We start from the raw sequence: 20,238 nt of genomic DNA on the forward strand, positions 1-20,238 counted from the left end.
CCTTAGGAACGGACCTGCTCAAGATGCCCCGGTCGTTCCTGGCACGTCATACCGCTACGTTTTGTGCGGCTCAGACTGATCGGCGGCGCCGTTCTCTTATCGCGTGCTCTCGCGCCTACCCCAAGTTCGAATGCGTGCAGCGGCTTGAGGGAGAATGCATCAAGTTCATTCCCCTCGCCTCGTCGCGTCAGAATCAAGTTAGCGCAAACCAAACCCCAGCTACGATCTGAAGCCCTACGTTGAAAGCAAACGCAGTCTGGTAAGCTATCTCAGGATAGTGCCCATTTGTGGGAGCCCAGAGCTGAACCAATAACCCCGTCATATATTGCACGACAAACGCGCCGCCGATGTGGAAGACGTTCAGCGCTGCATTGGCCCTGCCCGCCAGCTCCTTTGGGAAATACTCGGCCAGGATCGCGTAACTGAGGACAGTTCCAGCACCGACTGCCGCCACGACGATCCACGGGACATACGAGGGGAGCGGCCATCGCAGGATCAATGCCAACTGAGCCGCGATGAACATCACGGCGACAAGACCCAACAGCGGCCGCGGTCCAATCCCACGTCGGCGCACCCGATCGACCGCAATGCCCCACAGAAGCCCGCCCAAACTCAATGCGATAGCCATGATGAGCAAATGCCAGAGTAGTCCCGACCGGTCGAGGCCCTCGACATCGCTGAGCCATGGCGCCGCCCACAGTCCCTGCAACGCCCATGCCGTCCCGATACAGGTGGCCGAAAGTGGAGCCAAGCGCCAGAAGCGTGGGTCGGCATAAATCGTCCTTAAACTGTTAGGCGTTGGTCCGCCCGCCACCGACATAGCTGCCGACACCTCTGGGACGACAAAATAGATGATAAGAGCGCATCCGGCCGAGGCAATCGCGAGCAGCACAAACAATGCTCGCCAGCCCATCGAGACCAGCAGAAATTCCGCAGGCAAAGTTGCCGTCAGCGCGCCCAGGGCTCCCAGCATAATCATCAGGCCGTTGAGCAGTGGGATACGTTCGCTGGGAAACCAGAGCACGAGGGCCTTCAAGCCGGCCGTCAATGATGCGGCCACACCAAGGCCGATCAGTGCTCGGCCGCCGAGGAGCAGCCAAAAATTGTCCGAGACGGCAAATAGCGCTGCACCCACAGCCGCGGCAACCATCACGGCACCCTGGATCAAGCCCGGACTATATCGGTCCAACAGGATGCCGATCGGAATCTGAGCAGCCGCGAAGGTCAGGTAGTACACAGACGTAAGTAGACCTAGATCGCCAGCGCCGAGGCCAAATTCCGAAGTCAAGGAGCCGGCGACCGTCGCGTTGATAGTCCGGAACAGAAATGAGAGATAGTAAGCGGCAACGAACGGCAGGAACACCCGCAGAATCAGGCGCCAGTTTTTTGTCAAGTCGCCGGCAAGTCGGCGTCGAGTCGCATGGCTGGGCGATCGAGACCGTAGTTGCTGTTCGACCGATCCTTGGTGAGCAGCTGTCTGCCTTGCAACAGGTCTAGTGCAGAGGCAGTCCTGCCTTCCCTGGAAAGTTGAACAGGCTGCCGCCCTCCCGGACGGCAGTGGAGTGCTCTAATTCGATGCCAACCGTGCTTGATGTGCGGAAATCTGGCTCATGGGTTGAGGAGCACTTTTCCGATGTTCCCTCGCACGGGCCACGCGAATGAGCCTCGCGTTTCGGTGTACTGAGCCGATCCATCGTCTCCTGTATGAGCGATGTCCCCATCCGAACGCGTCGCCCGACCTGCGCCGCAAATTCGTCGAAACGCTCGGACCCAAGTACGCAGGCAGCACGTTGGTCCGCTGCGGGAAGCACTGGCGTTACGGCGAGATGGAAGCGCGCCTGAAGGGCCACAGTCTCATTAACGATTCTAAGACCGCGATCGAGCTCTTCAAGTTGGCGGCTCATCAGGGAAAGGCGACGGTCTACCGGGATGTTGTCGGTTTCATCATCCGAGCCGAGGAACTGAGCGAGGGCGGCCTCAACGAGCGCTGATTTGGTGGCGCCGGGACGCTTGGCAGCTGCCGCTAGCCGCGCGGCCATCTGCTCGGAGAGGTAGACGCCAATTCTGGGCTTCATCGTTGGACCTTCTAACGTTGCTTCCAGCAGTGCGGCTCTGAAGTAGTCCCGACGCGCTGAACGTTGGCCATCAAAGGGTTCCTCGCGACCCTGAGCAACCGCTCAATCGCAACCATCGTGTATTCGGATAGATTGTCGTACAAAAGCCGATCGAGATTGCCGGCAGCGCGAAGTGCGATTGCGTTCAACCGATTTCACATCAAGCGCCTCGTCCGCTGGCGCGGAAGTGCCGGGCAGCCCACCAATCAGATTCCCAGGCCAATTTTCCTTCCAAAGCTCCAGGTCACCCCGCCTCCGCGTGCCGCGACCCCGGATACCTGTCGATCGAGATGCTGCTCCAATGCTGGCCGCCAGGGGACGAGTTGGAATCCAAGTCCGTCGTCAATCATGACAAACCGGCCTGACGCCAGCGTTACGCGCTGACGATAGACGCCCACGATGCGTTCGCCCTCCGACGAAGGAGTGTGCGGTAACCCCGTCTCGGCCGAGAGTCTTGCAACCGTAGCATCGAGCTCCCGCCGCCTTAGCGTGTTGAGGAGATCGCGGGCAAAGATGACCCTCGCCCCCTGCCGCCGCGCAAGCCCCTCGCCTGCGAGATAGTCAAGCCTTCGGTCCATGGCTTCGCGCACTTCGGATCCAAAACCACCGCTCGCGACGGTCGAATCCCGCGCGAGCAACTGCCGGTCAATCCAGGTCGCTCCTGGCGCCGTGACCTGGGCCTCAATACTGAGATCCGATCGGGTGGCGAGCGAGAGACGTTTTCGGCCCTGCGCATCATCGTAAGACCGCGCCTCCACGATCGCGCCGGGCGCGGCATCGCCGGTCATTTCGATATCGGTGAATCTGATGTGATGCGTTCGTCCATCGATCCCCTCAACGATCGCATAGGCCGAGCCTTTCAGTTCGTCATATAGCCCGCGCTCGAGCAAACGGCCGAGCACAGGATCTGTCGGTTCCTCGCCGTGCAAGGCAAAGCCGGAGACATCCGGCTCGCGGCCACGAACGCTCGTCGCCCGATGCATGGTCTTGATGACATCGCCGCGAATCGAGAGGTCACGCAGCTTGTCCTCGATACCAGGCTTCAGCGTCCAGCAGCCGGGTGCAACTTGATCGGCAAGACCGAGACGCTCCAACCTGGCTGCCCGGCCGACCATCAGGCGGCGGAGGCTTAAGTCTTCGCCTGACGCATTTGGCCGAAGGTCCGCCACGCCGGCGCCCTCGTCGGCGGCGACACGCAGCGCCCGATCGAGGCTGGTCCAGCGTTCGGCCGTAACCTCCCGTTCCAGGGTGGACTGGATGTCCCGCTCGCTGCGCGGCCGAGCTCGAGCGTGACGCGCTCGGCGGCGCGATCCCGAAACCCGCGAGAGATGTAATCCCGACTGATGACCAGATCCTGGCCATCCTCCGCGCCGCCGCGGATCAGGACATGAATATGCGGATTGTCGGTGTTCCAGTGGTCGACCGCAATCCAGTCCAGTTTGGTTCCGAGATCCCGCGCGACGTCGGTCATCAGCTCGCGGGTAAAGGTGCGGAGGTCGCCGAGCTCGGCGGCGTCCTCCGGAGAAACAATAAATCGAAAATGGTGCCGGTCATTCTCGCAGCGCTCGGCAAAGGCGCGTTCATCCCCCGCATCCGATCTCGCGTCGAACATCCGGGCTTCCGCCCCGTCCCGTGTCACGCCCTCGCGCTTCAAATAGGTGATGTGCTTGGTCAGCGGTGCCGAGCGAAAGCGCGTGCCGTGGTGACGGACCACGCGCGCCTTCATTACCACGCGCCGCGAAGTCGAGCGGAGTGACAGTGAGAGCGCGGCACGCCGGCCTCGTCCAAAGTGCGACCGGCTCCCTCCACCTTTACCGCGGCCGAAACTGTCGCCGACATGCCCGGCCCTCTTGGCCGCTCGCATGACCTGGCCGACAAAGCTCGTCGGACGCGAGAAGCTGTGTCCGCGGTCGCGAATGCGGCCAGGGCGAACACGAACGTCATTGTCGCGCTGGCTCATGATGGCTTCACCGCAAACTTTAGGCCGACGGCTCTCGCTGCGCTGATTTCCTTGACCATTTGGAATGCGGCGACGGCTTGATCATTCTCGACGCCTCTCAAAACCTCAACCCCACCAACCACATGCGTCCGACCGAAGGCGGCGCTTTTCCCTTGCCGTCCGTGGTCGCTCTGCCCCTGCTCACAACCACCTACTGACCAAGAATGCGAAGAGCTTCGACAGAATGCGATTGATCCCCTTTGTGACCGGAGGCGACCATCAGAACTGCAAACAAGACGTCCGCCACAGCGCCACAAGCAGCAGTCCCAACAGAAGACGAGCGTGCCACCGTGCTCGCGACCATCCAGGGTGAAGCTGCTTCGCGCCGGCCATTCGGCCGCCCTGGACGGCCGCTGCGCGCGGCGGCTGCGACAGCCTCGGTCGGGACGGAGGAATGGTGCCGCCCCCGATCTAACAGAGGAATGGCAGACAGGCTGCACAAGGAACGCACGATCAATCCCTCCATGTCCACACAGGAACTACGCGTCCGATGACCGCTGTCGCTGATATCATTCCGAAGTAACGTCCATCGAGGGAGTCCGCGGCTCGCCAGTTCATGAGGAAGAGCTTTCCGTCTTCGACGACGTCACACCCTTCCCAGACTGGCAACGGTCGGCCACGTCCGTCGCGCTCCTTCGCCTCGCCTATCTCGATGCCATCGACCGAAATAGTGTGCCCGTTCCTGCACACTGTTTGTCCGGGAAGCGCCAGCACACGCTTCAACATCAGAACGGCAGTCGGCAGATAGCCATTTCGGTCCAGATAGGTCGCCAGCGGCCTGGGCGGCTGAACGGCGACGAGTTCGGTGACGTAGTATTTGCTGGCCGGATGCAAGCGATAGAGTCCGACAGGCACGCTCTCAGAACTGTTCCAGATGTCGATTGGGGACGGCTTTGCTACGATCGTCCCGGCGAGGATGGCAACTGCGCTGATCGTCATGGCGAGTGTTCGGTTTCGGAGCGTCACGGCGCAACCTTCCGCCGGTGAAGCCAGGCCTGATGGCGTGACTTTGTGTAGGCGCGCGGGGTTTCGTTGACGGACAGGCGATTGTGGACGTGATGCCAATAGTCGGGCGCTGCGTCGGCAGGATCAATTCCGAGCGCCTCGACGGCATCAATCAACTGCAGCACGCGTTCGACCTTTGGCCAGCCTGACAGGCGCAAAAGGCTCTCGCCGCCGGGTTTGACATAAGGGACGGTCGAGCAGCGTTGGCCGGCTGCAACTGATCGCAATACGTCGATGCGCGAAACAACAGTCCCAAAATCGTTCGACATCCAGCGTACGAACGCAAAGATGCTACCGGGTGCGAATGACAGGATACGCCTGTTACGGTCGAGAATTCTCTCCTCGGCCACGCGGCCGAAACGAATTCGGTTCTCGATGCGCTTTTCAAGCCACAGAAGCTCGACCTGCGTGAGATCGCTCATGCCGCCGCTCCGTCTACCTGGCGCGCACATAGATCGCGCGGGTTATGCACAGCCAGGAAAACGGCTGGGTACGTTAGAAGAAATCCGAAGGATTTCTGGTTAGTAAAGTTACGGCGGCTCGAACGCGCCTGATTACAAACGCTTAAGACCGATTCCGGTCCCCGATAGCACGAGGATCCGGTCCCCGATGGCACGAGGGTTGCGGTCCCCGATAGCACGAGTTGATTCACAGCTTGTCTCCAGCCTGGGGTAAGAGCCCGCGCTGGCGAAGCCGCTCCGCGAATGGATCGGTGCAGTGGGGCGCGAAGTTCAAACGTTCGAGGCCATTTCGGTCGCGCGTGATCACGAGCTGATAGCCGGGCAAGGTCTGCCGGCGGACGATTTCGCGGAGGTCAAAGGCAAAGTGTTTGAGCGGCGAGAGGCTGCCGGACTTGGCGTGAAGATGCACAAAATCAAAACTCCAGCCGCCCTGCTGGCGACCGCCGTGCTTGCGGACAAGCCGGTAAAGCCAGCGCTCGAGTCCGCCGGTCAAACCGAAATAGGCGCGGTCGATAGTCAGCACGAGCGCGTTATCGATAACGCCGGCATAGAACCAGTCTGGCACTATCAATTCGAGGCCCATTGGGCGCCCGTTGGTGTCGGCCGTCTCCTTCCATTCGTTGATCCAGGAGAAACGATGCCGCCGCCGTTCGGCCGGCTGTCGGATCGATGTCAGCACCGATGTCGCCTGCAGCCGATCGAGGCCCGCCTTGAGGCGATCGTAGTCGCGCGCGCTGGTGCCGCGGCCAACGAAGGTGAGAATTTCGTAAGGCGTTGCGGCCATCAGACGGGAGGTCTTCAGCCCGGCGTCGCGCGCCTCGACAATCTGGGAAGCGGCCCAGATCAGAACGTCAGCATCCCAGATCGTCGCCATGCCATGCTCCGGCACGGCCTCCACACGAATGGAGATAGCACCCGCACGGAAATCGATAGGTATAATTCGCTTGGATTTCGCCAGCGAGAAGAACGGATAGGCCATCAAGTCTTGCGCGTCGCGCGGCGACAGATCGCCGGGCAGCGCGCGAAACAGATCAAGCTGGTCACGCTCGGAATGCCGCCGCCCGCGGGCAGATGATTTGCTGTCCGACATGTCAGCGCCGCTCCTTGCCCGCGTAGGGGAGCGGCGTGTGCCGCTTAGCGGGCAACACGGTGCCGGTGCCTGGGTCAGAGGTCGATTTCTTCTTGCCGAGTTTGGCCCATGCCGTCAGGTCAGCCACTGAATAGACCACGCGCCCGCCGATCTTGTGATAGTCGGGCCCGGTGCCGTACGTCCGGTGCTTCTCCAGCGTGCGGCCTGACAAGCTCAGGAAGCGTGCGGCTTCGGATGTACGCAGGTATCGCGGCGGCGCATCTGCGTTCGAATCGGACATTTGAGAAGCTCCGTGATCGTCTGGAGCGCAAGCGAGGTTCGCTGCGCGTCGACGGTCACGATCGCGGAGTAGAAGTGCTGAGGGGGATGCCGAAGATCGAGGGGTGGATTTTCGATACCCCCAGCGAGCGGCTATTTGTCCTTGCGCCGTGGACGCAAGAGCTCGCGATAGCCACCCCGCATCAAGGCAAGGCCGCGCTGCACGAGGCGGATGGTACGATTGCGCAAGTCATGCGTCGTCCAGGCGCGCTCCGGGATACGCTTCTTGCCAAAAAGACCTTCGGCGATCGCGCGATAGGTCTTGCCCTCATTGCGTCCGTCCAGTGCACGCAAGACCAGCGCAAACCGCTGGCGCCGTTGCGGGGGAAGGCCGGACAGCGGTAGACACGGCGAACGGCCGCTCAGCGTACGCCAGAGCGATTGGGCAGCCTGGGCGCGGAGCTCAAACGACGAGTCGAGTGGCAACTCAATCGCTTGCGGCGCGTCGGCGGCTGGCAATTCCTTCATCCACAAGCGATGCGTGGCGCCACCGACACCCAGCACGGCATGCCAGCCGTCCGTGTTCTGCCGCAACTCGGCCGGCGACAGTTTGGTTAGATCCAGAGAGATCGGTTGAGCTGAAATTTGCGACGACGAAGCTCCTACGGACAATACCGTTGGCAGAACTTCAGGCGCCCAAAAAACGATCTGCTCGTGACAGGCCTTTTGCGGATCAGCCGCGAAAAGACAGGCCCCATTTATTCCGGAATTCGACCGGAGCGCCGGCGCGCGGATTCGCAAGCGCACGATAATGTTTTCGGTATTCGGGGTTACGACGGAGGCATTCCCAGGCGAGACCCGTCAGATCGGCGTTCTGCACTTTTGAATAGGCCTCGGGCGAGCGCCAATCGAATTCCGGCATTGTACTTGATCCTCACGCAATACGGTGCGGCATTGCAGCACGAAAATTGTGAACCATTTGTGGTTGCAATGCGTAATGAACCGTTTGGTTACGCGAAATATTCCGCAACCAAGAAATATTCTACGTCTCTTCTACTGATCCTTGCCCGGCTCGTTGGCGGTACCACCGCGAAGCAAATGGCCGTAGCCGCGACTTGTCATCCATTTGGCGCGAGCTAGATGGCTGTCGAAGGCTTTGCGCGCGCTCGGGATGCTGGTCCGGATCGATGTGGAGGACGATGCGCGCGACCTCTCGCCAATCGGCATTCTGAGCGTCGGCATCCAGCAGCCGGAGATAGGCGACGACATGTTGCTCGTCATAGGCCGTCAACACGGGGCTATCCGGTGCCAGGTCCGCAACATCAGGGTCCAGCGGGGGTGACGGCATAAGACTCCTTCGAGAGCTATGGGACTGCGCCTGCCAGCTCATAGCCCTAGTTTAGTCCTATTCAAGGCAGTTCGCAGCCAAGCTTTGCGAAAGCAGCAATTACCAAACGGCATTTCTGTCGTTCTGCGTTTTGTAGAGAATACTCCGTGGTGAAATACTCTTCAAGCCGCTGCGCTCCCGGGTATGGATATCCGAGAGATATTGGCGCTCAATTTAAGAAAGCTTCGGCGGATGAGAGGCATCTCGCAGGAAGAGCTCGCGCACCGTGCCAAGATCGACCGGACGTACATCAGCTCGCTCGAGCGTAACCTTTACGCTGCCAGTATCGATGTTCTGGATAGGATCGCGCGCGTTCTGGGGGTTGAAGCAAGTGATCTTCTGAAGCGGCCACCAACCGCAACGAAGAAGAATCGCACCCCCGCTGATAGTTGAGTTCTAAGCGAGTAGAATAGTTGGAGCCAGTCGTTTCCGCGAGCCGGACCGCAAGGTCCGGCGAGCCCCGGCGCGGACACGCGTCGCCGCCGCCGATCCGCTTGCCGGATCGGCGGCGGCGCACCTGGCGCCTGGTCTGGAAAACGAAAAGTGGCCGCGCAATCCTCTCAAATTGCGCGGCTCATACTTCTAGATGGCGCGTTCCATCAAGCGTTTCGCCTTCCCCTCCAGCTCCAGCCGCGCATCCTGATGGGACTTGGTCCGGGCCAGCGCGGTGATCCCTTGCACGAAGTCGAAGACGCTTTCGGGTTTCCGATTTTCTTCCCCAAGCACCGTTTCAATAATCTTCGACGTCTCGGCTTTTGAAAACCCTCCTTTGCGCAAGAAACTCTCGCGATCCTCATCGGTTCGGGCAACGACCCGACCACGCGCGGCCTTGATGCCGGCAACGAATGGCGCCGGCGAAGAGTTGGCAAAGCTGGTCAAGGCCGGTGCCGCCTCATGCGCGAAACGCTGAGCCGCGAATTTGCTGTGCCGTATCGTGATTTCTTCGAAGTTCTCGACGCCCCACAGATTGCGGTTCATGCAGACGGCGCGAAGGTAGAAGCTCGCAATTCCGAGCGTCTTGCTGCCGACTTCGCTATTCCAGCAGTAAAATCCCCGGAAATATAAATCCGGTGATCCGTCAGCCAAACGCCCTGCCTCTATGGGGTTAGTGTCATCGACCAAGAACAGGAACACGTCGCGATCACTGGCGTAAAGCGTCGTCGTGTCCTTGGTCACGTCCACAAAGGGGTTGTGGGTCATTGTGCTCCAATCCATCACGCCCGGCACTTTCCAACGTGTATCGCCGGTGCCATTGCCTGCAATCTTCATGACGGCGGCGACTAATTCATGGTCCCAAATACGGCCGTAATCCGGCCCGGTCACGGCGCGAAGCTCGACGCGCCCGTTATCGGCTTCCAGGGTTTTCACAAGTTCGGCGCGATGGGAAAGCAAGCCGTGTTGCAGGTTGATGGCGGACAAGGCCGCGGGAAGCTGCCGCAAATAAGAGGTTGGAGCGCCGACCAGCGTGCACAACTGGCCAAAACTCCAATGGGTCGGCATGACCTGCTCGTCACGTCCCGGCACCATCAACGCAAGTCGTTCTGAATTATCCCGGTTCGCCTCCACCCGAATGGCTCGGCTTTCCACCGTCCGCGCCTGCGCGCGTTCAGCCCTGCCCCGCACCGATTCATAGAGATCAGAGAGGTTCAAGAAACGTTCGTCATCCGGACGCGTAAACCACTCCGAGGAAACGCGGCCAATCCGCTGGCCACGCGATACATCCACGCGAAAACCGCTGGAAACAGGCATCTCGCTTTGGGTCAAGGTCATCATGTTCATGGTCGTTCTCCTTTGGGCTGAGGTTGAAGCGCAGCGCTGCGCTGCAACCCTGCCCGTCGGCGAGACCTGGGGTAGCAAGGGCAAGGGCGGCTGGACGTGGAGGGGGATCACCCGCCCAAAGGGGCGCGCTTCTCAAGCGCGCGTCTGCACGCGCCTGATGAGCAAATCGTCCTTGAAAGATCCTTGCGGCGCGGAAGACCGGGGAAACCCGTCCGGCCGGCACGCATGGCGTGCTTCACCCTTGCCCGCGCGAGGGCGGAGCCCTTAGCAGTCCTTCAAACAAGAAATGCACTCTTCCACGCAAGAGCGGTGCCAGAACGCAAAAAAAGCCCGCCTCCGAGGAGGCGGGGCGCGGTCCCCGAATGGATCAGTCGCCGCTGCGGCGGGACCAGATCAGGGTATAGCCCTCGTCGCCCTCGACCTTCACCAGCGAGGCATAGATCGGTGCCGGAAAGCTCGGATCGTCGAGCTTGACCGAGAGGTATTCGCGATCGGTGTCGCGCGCGGTCTTCTTCCAGGCAGCACCGAATTCGGCCTTATGCGGTGCACCGCATAAGGCCGATTATGCCTAGCGCCGGATTATGCGGAGTCGTTGGCTGGTAGCCGCGGTTTTCCCGGGCTTTTGTGGCTGCACCGCTCCGCATAATCCCGTGGAGAGAAGCCGCGGCGCCTCGCACGAGGTGAGGCGCCGCAGCGGCGCGGGTCAGCGCGACCAGACCAGCGCGTAGCCGTCGTCGACCGCGACGAGGTTGGCATAGATCGGCGCCGGGAAGGACGGGTCGTCGAGCTTGACCGAGTGGTAGACGGTGTTGTCCTTGGAGGTCCGCTGCCACGCGGCACCTATCTCGACATTACCGACCACCACGCGCAAGTTCGGAGCCTTCTCGTTCTCGGAGGGTTCGGCAGGAAGGAAGCGCGCCTTGAAGTTGAGCGAGAGCGTCTTGATGGTGCCGGTGTAGGAGCCGTCTTCGGCGCGGGTGAAGGTGCCAATCTGAGCCATGGTGATCTCCTGTTGCTGTTCCCAAGCCCGCGACCATCGCGGCCTTGATGGCGATCTCTGAGCGCCGCAACGACCGGCCCGCAGCCTCTGGCCCGCAGCGCAGCGGAGGATGGCGGGCGGAGCGATCTTGTTGCCTCGCGAGGAATGCCGCCGCTTGGCGGCAGGGGAAGAAGATCGCGAACAAGCCATTGCGGGTAAAGGTCGGCGAGCGCAGTGAGCGTATTGTGGCGCGTGATCCGCCAGCAAAAGGCCGGTATGGACGTGGGCCAAACAGCCCGACAGGAGAGTAACGGCTCAAAGGCTTCACCACCGCCGCGACGGCGCCACCATCACGGCAAGCGCGATTGAGCCACAGCGCTTTGCTTCGCCGATCCCAACCCAATGGAGAGGCGCTCGATTGCTCGTGCGGCACGGCGCGGTGATGCCGCGACGTCACAGCGCATCAAAGGTATTTCGTCGTAACGATCGGCTGCCCGACGTCTCTCACCCTGAAGGCAGCGGTGCTTTCTCCAACAGCGAGGCAATCAGCGCGTCTGGTGCCTTGAACCGTCCACGGCGCAGCGCCGGCGGAATGACCGCTTCCACCGCCTCCAGCTTTTCAGAGGGATCCATGCGCAGATAAATCTCCGTGGTGCGGATATCGGCGTGGCCAAGCCAGAGCGCGACCTTGCGGATGTCGCGTGTGGCCTGCAACATCAGGACCGCACAACTGTGCCGCAGAAGATGTGGCGATAGCGTGCGGCCGCTCAGGGTCGGGCATCGAGCCGCGGCGGCCTTTGCGTGCTTTTCGAGGATATACTCAAAGCCGGCGCGGGTCATTGCCATCCCTTGGGCGTTGACGAACAGCTCGGTCGCTGGCGGCTTTCCTCGCACTGATAGCCAAGCGCGCAGGTCGCGAGCGGTTTCCTTCCATAGCGGAAGGCTGCGTTCGCGCCGGCCCTTGCCGAACACCAGGATGCTTGGCCTCGGTTGCAGCGTGACGTTCTCCAGGGTGAGGCCGATCAACTCGGAGACGCGCAGGCCGCCGGCGAAGCACAAATGCAACATCGCCCGATCCCGTAGTCCGAGGCGTGTCGTCGCGTCGGGCGCATTGAGCACGGCGCGGATCTCGTCCATGGTCAGATGGCGGATGAGCTTCTGGTCGTGACGCTTGCCTGGGATCGCACTGATCTGGGCGACCTGCTCCAAGGCGCCGGGATGCCGCAGCTCGACGTAGCGCATGAACGACTTGATTGCGGCGAGCCGCAGGTTGCGAGTCGCCGGACTATTGCCGCGATCATGTTCGATGTGATGCAAGAACGCGACCACCATGTCTGCATCGATCTGCTCGAGCTGGATCAGAGAGGGGCGCGTGTGCAGGCGCTGGGCGGCGAAGGCGAACAACAGCTGGAAGCTGTACGCATAGGTCTCGCAGGAGTGCGGACTGTAGCCGCGCTGCTGCGGCATGTGCTCGCGCATGAAGCTGGTGATGAGCGGGGCGATCGGCGTCATGCGACTTCCCCGGCGATCAGCGCCTCGGCAGCACCCGCTATATCGGCCATGAGGTCCGGGGTGGCTCCCAGATACCAGTAGGTATGCCGGATGTCTGCATGACCGAGATAAGTGGCGAGAGCGACGAAGTCGCGCGCAACGTCATCACGACGCGTCGCGCATTGCTCCAGCACGCGCGTCGCGAAGGTGTGGCGCAGATCATGGATACGCGGACGTCGCGACCGATTCTGACCGACTTCAGCCTTGCGCAGGATCACATTGAAGTTGCTCTGGGCGGTCCGAAGCGACATCGGCTTGGCATCCACGGACAGGAACACATGGTCATCCATCCCGGCGAACCGCCGCCGTATCGCAAGATAGGCCTGCAGCGCCTCGACCACGCTGAGGTGCATTGGCACGAGCCGGCTCTTGTTGAACTTGGTCAGGCGGATGTGCAGCACGCCGTCGGGCAGCAGATCGTCTAACCTCAGGTTCAGAGCCTCGGAGATCCGCAGACCCGTCGACGCCAGCAGCCCGATCAGCATCACATAGATGTGGCGCCTGAGCGGGCTGGGCTTCTGGCGCCGCAGATTGCCCGCAGCGTCGAGCATGCGCGCCAGTTCCTCTGGCGTGTAGATATAAGGCGCGGGACGTGTTGCAGGGCTGCGGGGATGATGCGGCACTTCATGCTCGCGATCCTCCGCGTAGAGGAAGCGGGCAAAGAGCGCGATCTCCTGAAGCCGCCGCTGGTGACTGCGCGGGGTCGACGAGACGGCCGCCGCCCAGGCGATCGCGGTCTCGCGGCGAACGTGAGTATCTCCCCGGTCGACCGCATAACGCGCGAACGCGGTGAGGTGTCGGGCCGTCTTTGCGAGCTTGAAGCCGAGCGAGCGGCGCAGCTCGATGTAGCGATCAACATCATCGATCAGCATGGCGACCTCCCCGGCCAGGGCTGCGCGATGGCCGCCAGCAGCGCGATATCGACCTTGGCGTAATGCGCCGTCATTGCTTGCGATCGGTGGCGCAACACCGTGCTCACGCCTGGCAGGCTGACGCCGTGGCGGAGCATCGCCGTAGCCGCCGAGTGGCGCAGGATATGCGCACCCTTGTAACGGCTCTCGACGCCCGCGCGCTTGAGCGCACGCTTGACCAGGCATTTGACCGTGATGCGGTCGATTGGCCGCAGCGGCGCATATTCGGTGATGAACAGGGACGGTATGGCCAGTGCCGGCCGTCCGCGTTCTATGTAGGCGAGCAGCGCATCGCCGATCTCCTGGGTAAGCGGCAGCAGTTCCTCGCGCCGGCTTTTGCCGCACAGGCGGATGGTACCCTGCCGCCAGTCGATATCGTCGAAGCTGAGCCGCGCCACCTCGCTCGCCCGAAGCCCAAGCCGGACCAAGAGCAGGATGATGGCCCGATCGCGCAGGCGACGCTCCCCGTCGCACGCACCGATGATCCGTGCGATATCGGCATCAGGCAGGAACCGGGGGATTGATGCCAGCCGCCATCCCGCAACATTCGGCATGGCGTGGTCGAGCCCAGCCGGACATCGTCCTGTCGCGATCAGGAAGCGCAGGAATGCGCGGATGCCGACCGATATGCCCTTCATGCGCTCGACCGATACGGCTTTCGCACGTTCGATCATGTATGCTCGGATCGTCACGGCGTCGTAGGCCGTCGGGATATCCCCCAGCGCATCGACAAAGCGAGTGATCGTCCCGAGATACGTGGCCAGCGTCGTTTCAGCCAGGCCGCGCTGCTCGCGGGCCCAAGCCGCAAATTCGAGAACCAGTGGCGCCGCCGATTTGGTCGGTAATCGCGTCAACACCCCTTGATCCTCAAGGTAGGCGATGAACAGCTTGGCGCACTCGACCGCGTCCTTGTTGAGGTCGCCGCGGAAGCGCGGCCGATGTCCCGCTTCGATCAAGGAGAACGAGGCCGCGTGCGCCTCACGGATTGCAGCCAGCGTGTAACCTTCCCCGCGCGCCCAGTGCGTCCAACTCGCAAGCAGCCGCATCCTCTCGACGATGGTAAGTGGCGTATATCGGCGCTCACGGAGCCATCGAGTAAAGTCGACCGCGTGGTCTGCGGCCATTCCCGCCTTCAATCGGTCCCAGACCGCGTTCTGACGGACATAAACACCTGTCGGCATGTCGCCCCCTTCTGGATGTTGAGGCAGGACTATGGTCGAGGTGGTTGTCGTTCGGAACGTCAGTCAGCGGTTGTGCCGGGCATACTCGGCCACACGCTACCCTACTGGAGCGTGATGGTTCTCCGGTCGTGCTGTGATGCCCTGCGACCGACGGGCCTTGCTGGGCGGATCTGCCCCGAGATGCGGTCTGCGACCCGGCCTGTTCCCCGCAACAGCGTGTCGGCGATCTTCTTCCCCGCGGCTGCGCCGCTCCTCGCGCAGCAACAAGATCGCCGCACGCCGTCCTCCGCATGCGCTGCGGCCTGACGGTGCGGGTCGGCCGTCCCGGGGCTCTCGATCGCCACAAGGCCGCGATGGTCGCGGGCTTGAACACAGCACAGGAGATCCACCATGTCCCAGATCGGTTCGTTCACCCGCAGCAACGATGGCACCTATACCGGCACCATCAAGACGCTCGCGATCGATGCCAAGGCGCGCCTCGTCCCCAGCGATCCCGCCTCCACCAGCGAGAAGGCGCCAGACCTGCGCGTGATCGTCTCAGGTGTCGAGATCGGTGCCGCCTGGCGCCGGACTTCGAAGGACGACCGCACTTACCACTCAGTCAAGCTCGACGATCCGTCCTTCACCGCGCCCATCTACGCCAACCTCTTCGAAGGCGACAATGGCGAGTTTGCACTGATCTGGTCGCGCTGACCTACACCGCGGCGTCTCGCAACATCGCGGGACGCCGCGGACAGAGCCCTCGTTATTATGCGGAGCGGCACAGCCACAAAAGCCCGGGAAAACCGCGGCTACCAGCCAACGACTCCGCATAATCCCGCGCTACGCATAATCGGTGGCGCCGGCGAAGATGCGATAGTCGGGTGCCTTGTCGTTCTCCTTATCGCTCGGGGCGAATTTTGCCTTGATGTTGAGCATCAGCGTCTTGATCGAACCGATGTAACCGTTGTCCGACGCGGTGAAGGTGCCGATGGTAGCCATGGTAATCTCCGTTGGTTTTCTCGGGCCGCGCCCATCGCGGCCTCGATGGCGATCTTCGGCCCGGGGAGCGATCGGCCCGCAGCCCTTGGGCCCGCAGCGTCAGCGGAGGACGGCGTGAGCATGCTTTTTTTGACTTCCCGCGAGGAATGCCGCGTCTTTCGCGGCAGGGGAAAAAAGCAGGCGGAGCCGTTGCGGGAAGGCGATCGAGGCCTTTTGGCCGCCCCTCGGGCCTGATCAGCCATTCGAGGTTGCGGTGGACGCAAACCATGAACGAACTGACGGAGACAACCATGGCTGCCGGTATCGCCACAGCACAAGGTCACGGCCTGATCGGTCGAGTACATGCTGACAGACGCGCATTAACGGCCACGACGACGCGCTGGGGCAAATGCAAGCAAACACCTTCGCATTCTATCGCACGGCACCGACGGCGCTGCCCCGGAGAGGTTCCGTTGAAAGACAATCGAAATCTTGCGACAACGGAACGCTTGGCAAAACCTCGCCTCGCGGATGAGCGGCCTGCGATAGGGCCATCCCCGCTTCCGCGACAAACGGCGTCGAAGAGGAATCGCGCGCACTTGCTCGGATGATCCTAGCCGGTGACAGCTTTGCAAGCAGTTGGATCGGCCGCGCGCCTGTCCGGCGCGCGGCCGAATTTTTCGCAATCAGCCGGGGCCGCTAATGCGGCCCCGGCTGGAATTCACTCGGCGGCCTCCGAGTAGGATTCGCGGCTTCCAATATCGGTCGGCGTTTCGACCTGCTCTGCGGCGGGTTTGGCCGTCCTCAGCAACGCAGGCAGCCAATCCGTTGGGACCAGCAATTGCTCGGCCGCTTCCGCCATGTCGAACTTCTTCATGTCGGCCATCCGCTCGGCCGCCTCGTCGCTGACACCTTCCCGCACGGCTTCCAGAATGCGTGCCTTGGTGACGCGCCCGAGATAGCTCCGCACGGTCGGCCGCCAATAGCCGGTCATGTCGAGCGATACGGCTTCCGCCAGACGATCCGCGGTCGCAATCGCCCGGGGCCTGCGGTCCCACGGCAATCTGACGGCATTGACGGTCAGCGCGACGCAGTGCGCGAATAGCGCCATTCGGCTGTCGTGATCGAGTTCGACCAAAAATGTCCACAAGCCGCTCACGTCGCGGGGCATCTGCCTGGCCCAATTGGCGTGACGATCTGCCCATGCCTTGCCGGTGGGGGTATCCTCGATCCCGTCGGCATGCGCGGCCAAGTCGGTCTTGACCGGCTGGATACCGGCGACATGCGCGTCCGCGCCGAGATAGAAGATTTGCGCCGAAAGGGCATGGGTCGCCGCGATAATGGCGACCTCCGGCTGCTCAGCCAGATTGAGCCGAAGGCCCAAGGTACGATGCGCGGTGAGATCACGGACCAGCATGTCGGACAAGGGGCCGTCTTCCTCTTCCTCATCGCCGGTTTCTTGCTCCCCTTCCCCCGGCTCTCTGGCTTGGCCGTCGTCGACACCCTCGGCACCATCCGGCCCCGATGTGTCGCCAGCTTCTTCGGTCTGGGCTTGGGACTGTTCGTCCCCGGGGCGGATGAACCCGCGTTCGATCCGGACCGTGCCGTCATGATTGAGGATGACGAACGCACCACCGCGCGCGATGTGCTCGGGATCGTAAGCCTGACGCCTTCCCTCCAGACGCCCGATCTCGGCTTCAAGTTCGCCGAACCGCGCATCCACGTCATCGGGAAGTTCCTCCGCCGACTGATATTGTTCGCTGAGCCGGTCGAACTCCGCTCTCGCCGCGCCAAGGGCAGCCTGATCCTCTGCTGAAAGATCAACCGGATGCGGGTAAGTCCGGCGCATGCCGTGGGCGTGCGGGAAGTCCAGATGGGCTTCCGTCCATTTCCAGCCCTCCGCCTCTCGCAACGTGTCCGCCTCGCGCCCGAGCTTGGCGGTAACCAGAAGATCAAGCAGGGCCACGTCTTCCAGATAGCCGCCACGATCCTCCGTGAAAAGATCGCGAAGGATCTTGCCACCCGCCTCGGTGTAGGCTTCGGTCCCGACAAACCGCGCGCGGCGATCGGTGGCGGGGACGTGGGTTTCGGTGAGCAGGCGGCGAATGGTGCTGGCATCGCGATTGTAGGACAGCCGTTCAAAGACGCCCTCTTGGCGAGCGTGATCGGCGGTGATGGCAAAGGCCATCAACTGCTCAAGAGTCAATTCGCCCTCGCGATAGACCTGCATCAGTCTTGGAGAAACCGCGCCCAGCCGCAGGCGCTGCCGCACCACATGGGGCGTAACGCCGAAGCGGGCTGCGATTTCTTCCGCACCGAATCCGCGTTCATCGGCGAGCTTCTTGAAGGCCTCGAACTGGTCGGCAGGGTGCATGTTTTCGCGGGTGACGTTCTCGTCCAGACTGATCTCATGCGGATCGTTTTCAGTGTCGACGATGCAGCGGATCGGCTCGGTCTTCTTGATTTCCTTCCGCTTCACCCGCAGAAGCTGGGCAAGCCGCCTGCCCTCGCCGATGGTCACGAAATAGAACCCCGTCGCGGCCCCTTCGCCATCAAGCTCCGGTTCGACGACAAGATTTTGCAATATGCCCTTGGCGGCGATGCTCGCCGCACAGGCCTCAATTGCTGCCTCGCTATGCGGCGTCTTGCGCGCATTCTTCGGCGACTTCTTGAGCTTGTTGAGCGGAATGAGAACTTCGGTCCCGTTCTCAGGGGTGGTTTCAACGTGCTTGGCCGACATGATCAATCTCCTTTGCTTTCATGGGTGCAGGCGCACTCCGCGCCTGCGCCCCTGCCCGTCGGCGAGACCGGGGTAGCAAGTGCCAGGGCGACCCGGGCGGAGGGGGATCGCCCGCCCTGACAGGGCCGCTCGAAGAGCGGGTCTGCACAAGCGGGTGCCACGAGTTCGGGCGTGGAGGAGATCCGAGAAGCGCGGAAGACCGGGGAGACCGCTCGGGTCGGCGACGGCGCTTTCCGGCGCTTTACCCTGGCGCGCGCGAGGGGCTGCGCCCCTTAGACTCTCAATGGAGGACTCGCGCAGTGCGACCGAAGTCGCCAACGTCCGACAAAAACAAAAGAGGCAGCCGCAGGAGCGTCAGCATAGCGCCGACGCGGGAACGCGGCGGGACGCGGGACCGACTGCAGTCGCGAGACCGGCTAAAAAGGCACCAGCAGAGGGGCAGTGATAGCGACGCCGGCATGAAATGACGGCGGGCCCCGAAGGCGAGTGCCTCCGGCGAGCGACTCATGATCGCGCGAGGGATCAAAGCCGGATGGCCGAGACGCTGCGCGGCTCGGTTCACGAGAGCCCGGTGCGGCACTTTCCAAGATTCAGCGCCACGTACTGCGCGTCTCCTGCCGTCGCTGCGAGCGGACCGTGGAAATCCAGACGGCCGATGCAGTCCGATTGTATGGCGGCAACGCGGTCTGGAAGGACGTCGCGCAGCGGCTGCTCGACAACACCTGCCAGCAGCGCACCGGCTGGCATGAAGAAGACGGGTGCTGTCCAGCGTTCGGGATGCCGTAGCCTGCTCCGGATTGCCGATCAGATCTCTTTGCGCCGAATGTCTGGATGGCCCCAAAGTATCACCCCACGCCCCTGTCGGGCGGCGACCGCAAGGCTCTGACGAAAGAGCTCGGCAAGGCACGCGCGATGGCCAACATCCTGGCCGCCCAATCGGCGGAGATGCGGGCCAAGGGCGAGGCGATGATCCAGCAAGCTGACCGGCTGCTTTGCGAAAGCTGGAACGAGCGGATGTGGAGCGACGGCGAACCGATCGATCCGTCGCCCATAGACCAGGCCGTGAATGGAGGTTTCCCCTGGCTGGAGATCAGGTGCGCGCGTTGCAAGAAGCCGAGCGACGTTAACCTAGCGGCGATGAAGCACCCGCCGACCACCTTCGTGCACGATCTCGCCAGCCGGCTGCGCTGCCGCAAATGCGCCAAAGCAGGCCGGCGTCCATGCGCGACTCCGCTACAATTAGCCTGCCAGCCACGCCACCTCGAACCGAAGACGGAGCACACCCTTGACACGCGCGGAGTTGCCATACGACTGGTCAGCGCCGTCCCTTCGACGCCGAAGCGAAGCGGAGGCCAAGAGAAGGCGGCCGACGAAGGGCAGTGATAGCGGCGCCGGCATTCAATGACGGCGGCCCCTAACGCGAGAGCCTCCGGCGAGCGACACCGTATCGCGCAAGGGATCGAAGCTGGACGGCCGAGACGCGTCAGTGGCTCGGTTCACGAGAACCCGGTCCGCGGCTAGCGGATGCGCACAAGCAGAATTCGCTTTGACTAAATTTCCTCGCGCACATTCGTCGGCGCGTCATAGATCCTGATCTGAAGCATGGGAAAACGCTTCTTTAGTTCTTCTCCACCTGCCCTGGCCCCGTCTTTGGTCGCAAATTCGGCTTTGAGTCGGCCGTCCACTTCAAGCGCGTAACCAAGAGGTCGGCAGTTCACGGGTGGCTGCAACCATTTCATTCCTTTTGTGCAGTGAGGTGGTTAAATAATGGGATAGCGTGAGTCGCCCAAACCACTGGTGCGCTATTTAGCAGGTTCATTCGC

General features: G+C 62.2%; 16 protein-coding genes and 7 pseudogenes. 5 read left to right on the forward strand and 18 right to left on the reverse strand.

The annotated features are described in order from the left end of the window. Window positions 1-193: 193 nt before the first annotated feature. Window positions 194-1,393 carry a nitrate/nitrite transporter gene (locus ACFXS9_RS00985; protein WP_392684138.1) on the reverse strand — a complete coding sequence of 400 codons (1,200 nt, stop codon included), beginning with the start codon at window positions 1,391-1,393 and terminating at the stop codon, window positions 194-196. Between the two features lie 265 nt (window positions 1,394-1,658). On the opposite strand from ACFXS9_RS00985, the gene ACFXS9_RS00990 reads away from it, so the two are divergent. After that, on the forward strand, window positions 1,659-1,991 hold the full coding sequence (locus tag ACFXS9_RS00990; RefSeq protein ID WP_392687339.1) for a hypothetical protein: 333 nt from the start codon (window positions 1,659-1,661) through the stop codon (window positions 1,989-1,991). A 15-nt stretch (window positions 1,992-2,006) separates the two neighbouring features. Here the strand turns inward: ACFXS9_RS00990 and ACFXS9_RS00995 are convergent. From ACFXS9_RS00995 to ACFXS9_RS01035, 9 genes and pseudogenes are all read right to left on the reverse strand, one after another. After that, window positions 2,007-2,075, reverse strand: a pseudogene (locus ACFXS9_RS00995) (hypothetical protein); the annotation flags it as partial. 245 nt (window positions 2,076-2,320) lie between these two features. Continuing rightward, a pseudogene (locus tag ACFXS9_RS01000) lies at window positions 2,321-4,074 on the reverse strand (relaxase/mobilization nuclease domain-containing protein). Between the two features lie 492 nt (window positions 4,075-4,566). Next, window positions 4,567-5,052, reverse strand: a complete 486-nt coding sequence (locus ACFXS9_RS01005; protein WP_392684141.1) for a S26 family signal peptidase — start codon at window positions 5,050-5,052, stop codon at window positions 4,567-4,569. Between the two features lie 23 nt (window positions 5,053-5,075). Continuing rightward, a complete protein-coding gene (locus ACFXS9_RS01010) occupies window positions 5,076-5,540 on the reverse strand; it encodes a DUF2840 domain-containing protein (protein WP_392684144.1) in 465 nt (154 codons plus the stop codon). Between the two features lie 226 nt (window positions 5,541-5,766). Continuing rightward, window positions 5,767-6,669 (reverse strand): replication initiator protein A, encoded by a 903-nt coding sequence (locus ACFXS9_RS01015; protein ID WP_392684147.1) that lies wholly within the window; start codon window positions 6,667-6,669, stop codon window positions 5,767-5,769. A gap of 1 nt (window position 6,670) precedes the next feature. Beyond that, the gene (locus ACFXS9_RS01020; protein WP_392684150.1) at window positions 6,671-6,949 is read right to left on the reverse strand and encodes a helix-turn-helix transcriptional regulator; all 279 of its coding nucleotides are present in this window, start codon (window positions 6,947-6,949) and stop codon (window positions 6,671-6,673) included. Between the two features lie 131 nt (window positions 6,950-7,080). Next, complete coding sequence (locus tag ACFXS9_RS01025) at window positions 7,081-7,521, reverse strand: DUF2285 domain-containing protein (RefSeq protein ID WP_392684153.1); 441 nt, start codon at window positions 7,519-7,521, stop codon at window positions 7,081-7,083. A 139-nt stretch (window positions 7,522-7,660) separates the two neighbouring features. After that, the gene (locus ACFXS9_RS01030) at window positions 7,661-7,849 is read right to left on the reverse strand and encodes a transcriptional regulator domain-containing protein (RefSeq protein ID WP_392684156.1); all 189 of its coding nucleotides are present in this window, start codon (window positions 7,847-7,849) and stop codon (window positions 7,661-7,663) included. Window positions 7,850-7,980: 131 nt separating this feature from the next. Continuing rightward, window positions 7,981-8,275: pseudogene (locus ACFXS9_RS01035) on the reverse strand (DNA -binding domain-containing protein). A gap of 183 nt (window positions 8,276-8,458) precedes the next feature. Between ACFXS9_RS01035 and ACFXS9_RS01040 the strand changes: the two are divergent. Then, window positions 8,459-8,707 carry a helix-turn-helix domain-containing protein gene (locus ACFXS9_RS01040; protein WP_392684159.1) on the forward strand — a complete coding sequence of 83 codons (249 nt, stop codon included), beginning with the start codon at window positions 8,459-8,461 and terminating at the stop codon, window positions 8,705-8,707. A gap of 189 nt (window positions 8,708-8,896) precedes the next feature. On the opposite strand, the gene ACFXS9_RS01045 is transcribed toward ACFXS9_RS01040, so the two are convergent. The 6 genes and pseudogenes from ACFXS9_RS01045 to ACFXS9_RS01070 form a co-directional block, all read right to left on the reverse strand. After that, complete coding sequence (locus ACFXS9_RS01045) at window positions 8,897-10,087, reverse strand: DUF932 domain-containing protein (protein ID WP_392687152.1); 1,191 nt, start codon at window positions 10,085-10,087, stop codon at window positions 8,897-8,899. 373 nt (window positions 10,088-10,460) lie between these two features. Continuing rightward, window positions 10,461-10,625, reverse strand: a pseudogene (locus ACFXS9_RS01050) (DUF736 domain-containing protein); the annotation flags it as partial. 171 nt (window positions 10,626-10,796) lie between these two features. Beyond that, a complete protein-coding gene (locus ACFXS9_RS01055) occupies window positions 10,797-11,093 on the reverse strand; it encodes a DUF736 domain-containing protein (RefSeq protein ID WP_275200839.1) in 297 nt (98 codons plus the stop codon). 483 nt (window positions 11,094-11,576) lie between these two features. After that, window positions 11,577-12,584 carry a tyrosine-type recombinase/integrase gene (locus ACFXS9_RS01060; RefSeq protein ID WP_392684163.1) on the reverse strand — a complete coding sequence of 336 codons (1,008 nt, stop codon included), beginning with the start codon at window positions 12,582-12,584 and terminating at the stop codon, window positions 11,577-11,579. Then, a complete protein-coding gene (locus tag ACFXS9_RS01065; RefSeq protein ID WP_392684166.1) occupies window positions 12,581-13,495 on the reverse strand; it encodes a tyrosine-type recombinase/integrase in 915 nt (304 codons plus the stop codon). The genes ACFXS9_RS01060 and ACFXS9_RS01065 overlap by 4 nt, the downstream gene beginning before the upstream one ends. Then, entirely contained in the window at window positions 13,489-14,715 is a 1,227-nt protein-coding gene (locus ACFXS9_RS01070; RefSeq protein ID WP_392684169.1) for a tyrosine-type recombinase/integrase, read from the reverse strand. The genes ACFXS9_RS01065 and ACFXS9_RS01070 overlap by 7 nt, the downstream gene beginning before the upstream one ends. Before the next feature lie 390 nt (window positions 14,716-15,105). On the opposite strand from ACFXS9_RS01070, the gene ACFXS9_RS01075 reads away from it, so the two are divergent. Continuing rightward, a complete protein-coding gene (locus ACFXS9_RS01075) occupies window positions 15,106-15,408 on the forward strand; it encodes a DUF736 domain-containing protein (protein WP_392684172.1) in 303 nt (100 codons plus the stop codon). Between the two features lie 135 nt (window positions 15,409-15,543). Here the strand turns inward: ACFXS9_RS01075 and ACFXS9_RS01080 are convergent. Both ACFXS9_RS01080 and ACFXS9_RS01085 read right to left on the reverse strand, forming a co-directional pair. After that, window positions 15,544-15,696: pseudogene (locus ACFXS9_RS01080) on the reverse strand (DUF736 domain-containing protein); the annotation flags it as partial. A gap of 700 nt (window positions 15,697-16,396) precedes the next feature. Then, a complete protein-coding gene (locus tag ACFXS9_RS01085) occupies window positions 16,397-18,415 on the reverse strand; it encodes a ParB/RepB/Spo0J family partition protein (protein WP_392684174.1) in 2,019 nt (672 codons plus the stop codon). A gap of 579 nt (window positions 18,416-18,994) precedes the next feature. Here ACFXS9_RS01085 and ACFXS9_RS01090 point away from each other — a divergent pair. Together ACFXS9_RS01090 and ACFXS9_RS01095 are read left to right on the forward strand one after the other, a co-directional pair. Continuing rightward, window positions 18,995-19,201 (forward strand): annotated as a pseudogene (locus ACFXS9_RS01090) (hypothetical protein); the annotation flags it as partial. Window positions 19,202-19,246: 45 nt separating this feature from the next. After that, a pseudogene (locus ACFXS9_RS01095) lies at window positions 19,247-19,690 on the forward strand (hypothetical protein); the annotation flags it as partial. Window positions 19,691-20,238 lie beyond the last annotated feature (548 nt).

Source organism: Bradyrhizobium sp. RDI18, assembly GCF_043203335.1.
GTDB classification, from domain to species: domain Bacteria; phylum Pseudomonadota; class Alphaproteobacteria; order Rhizobiales; family Xanthobacteraceae; genus Bradyrhizobium; species Bradyrhizobium retamae.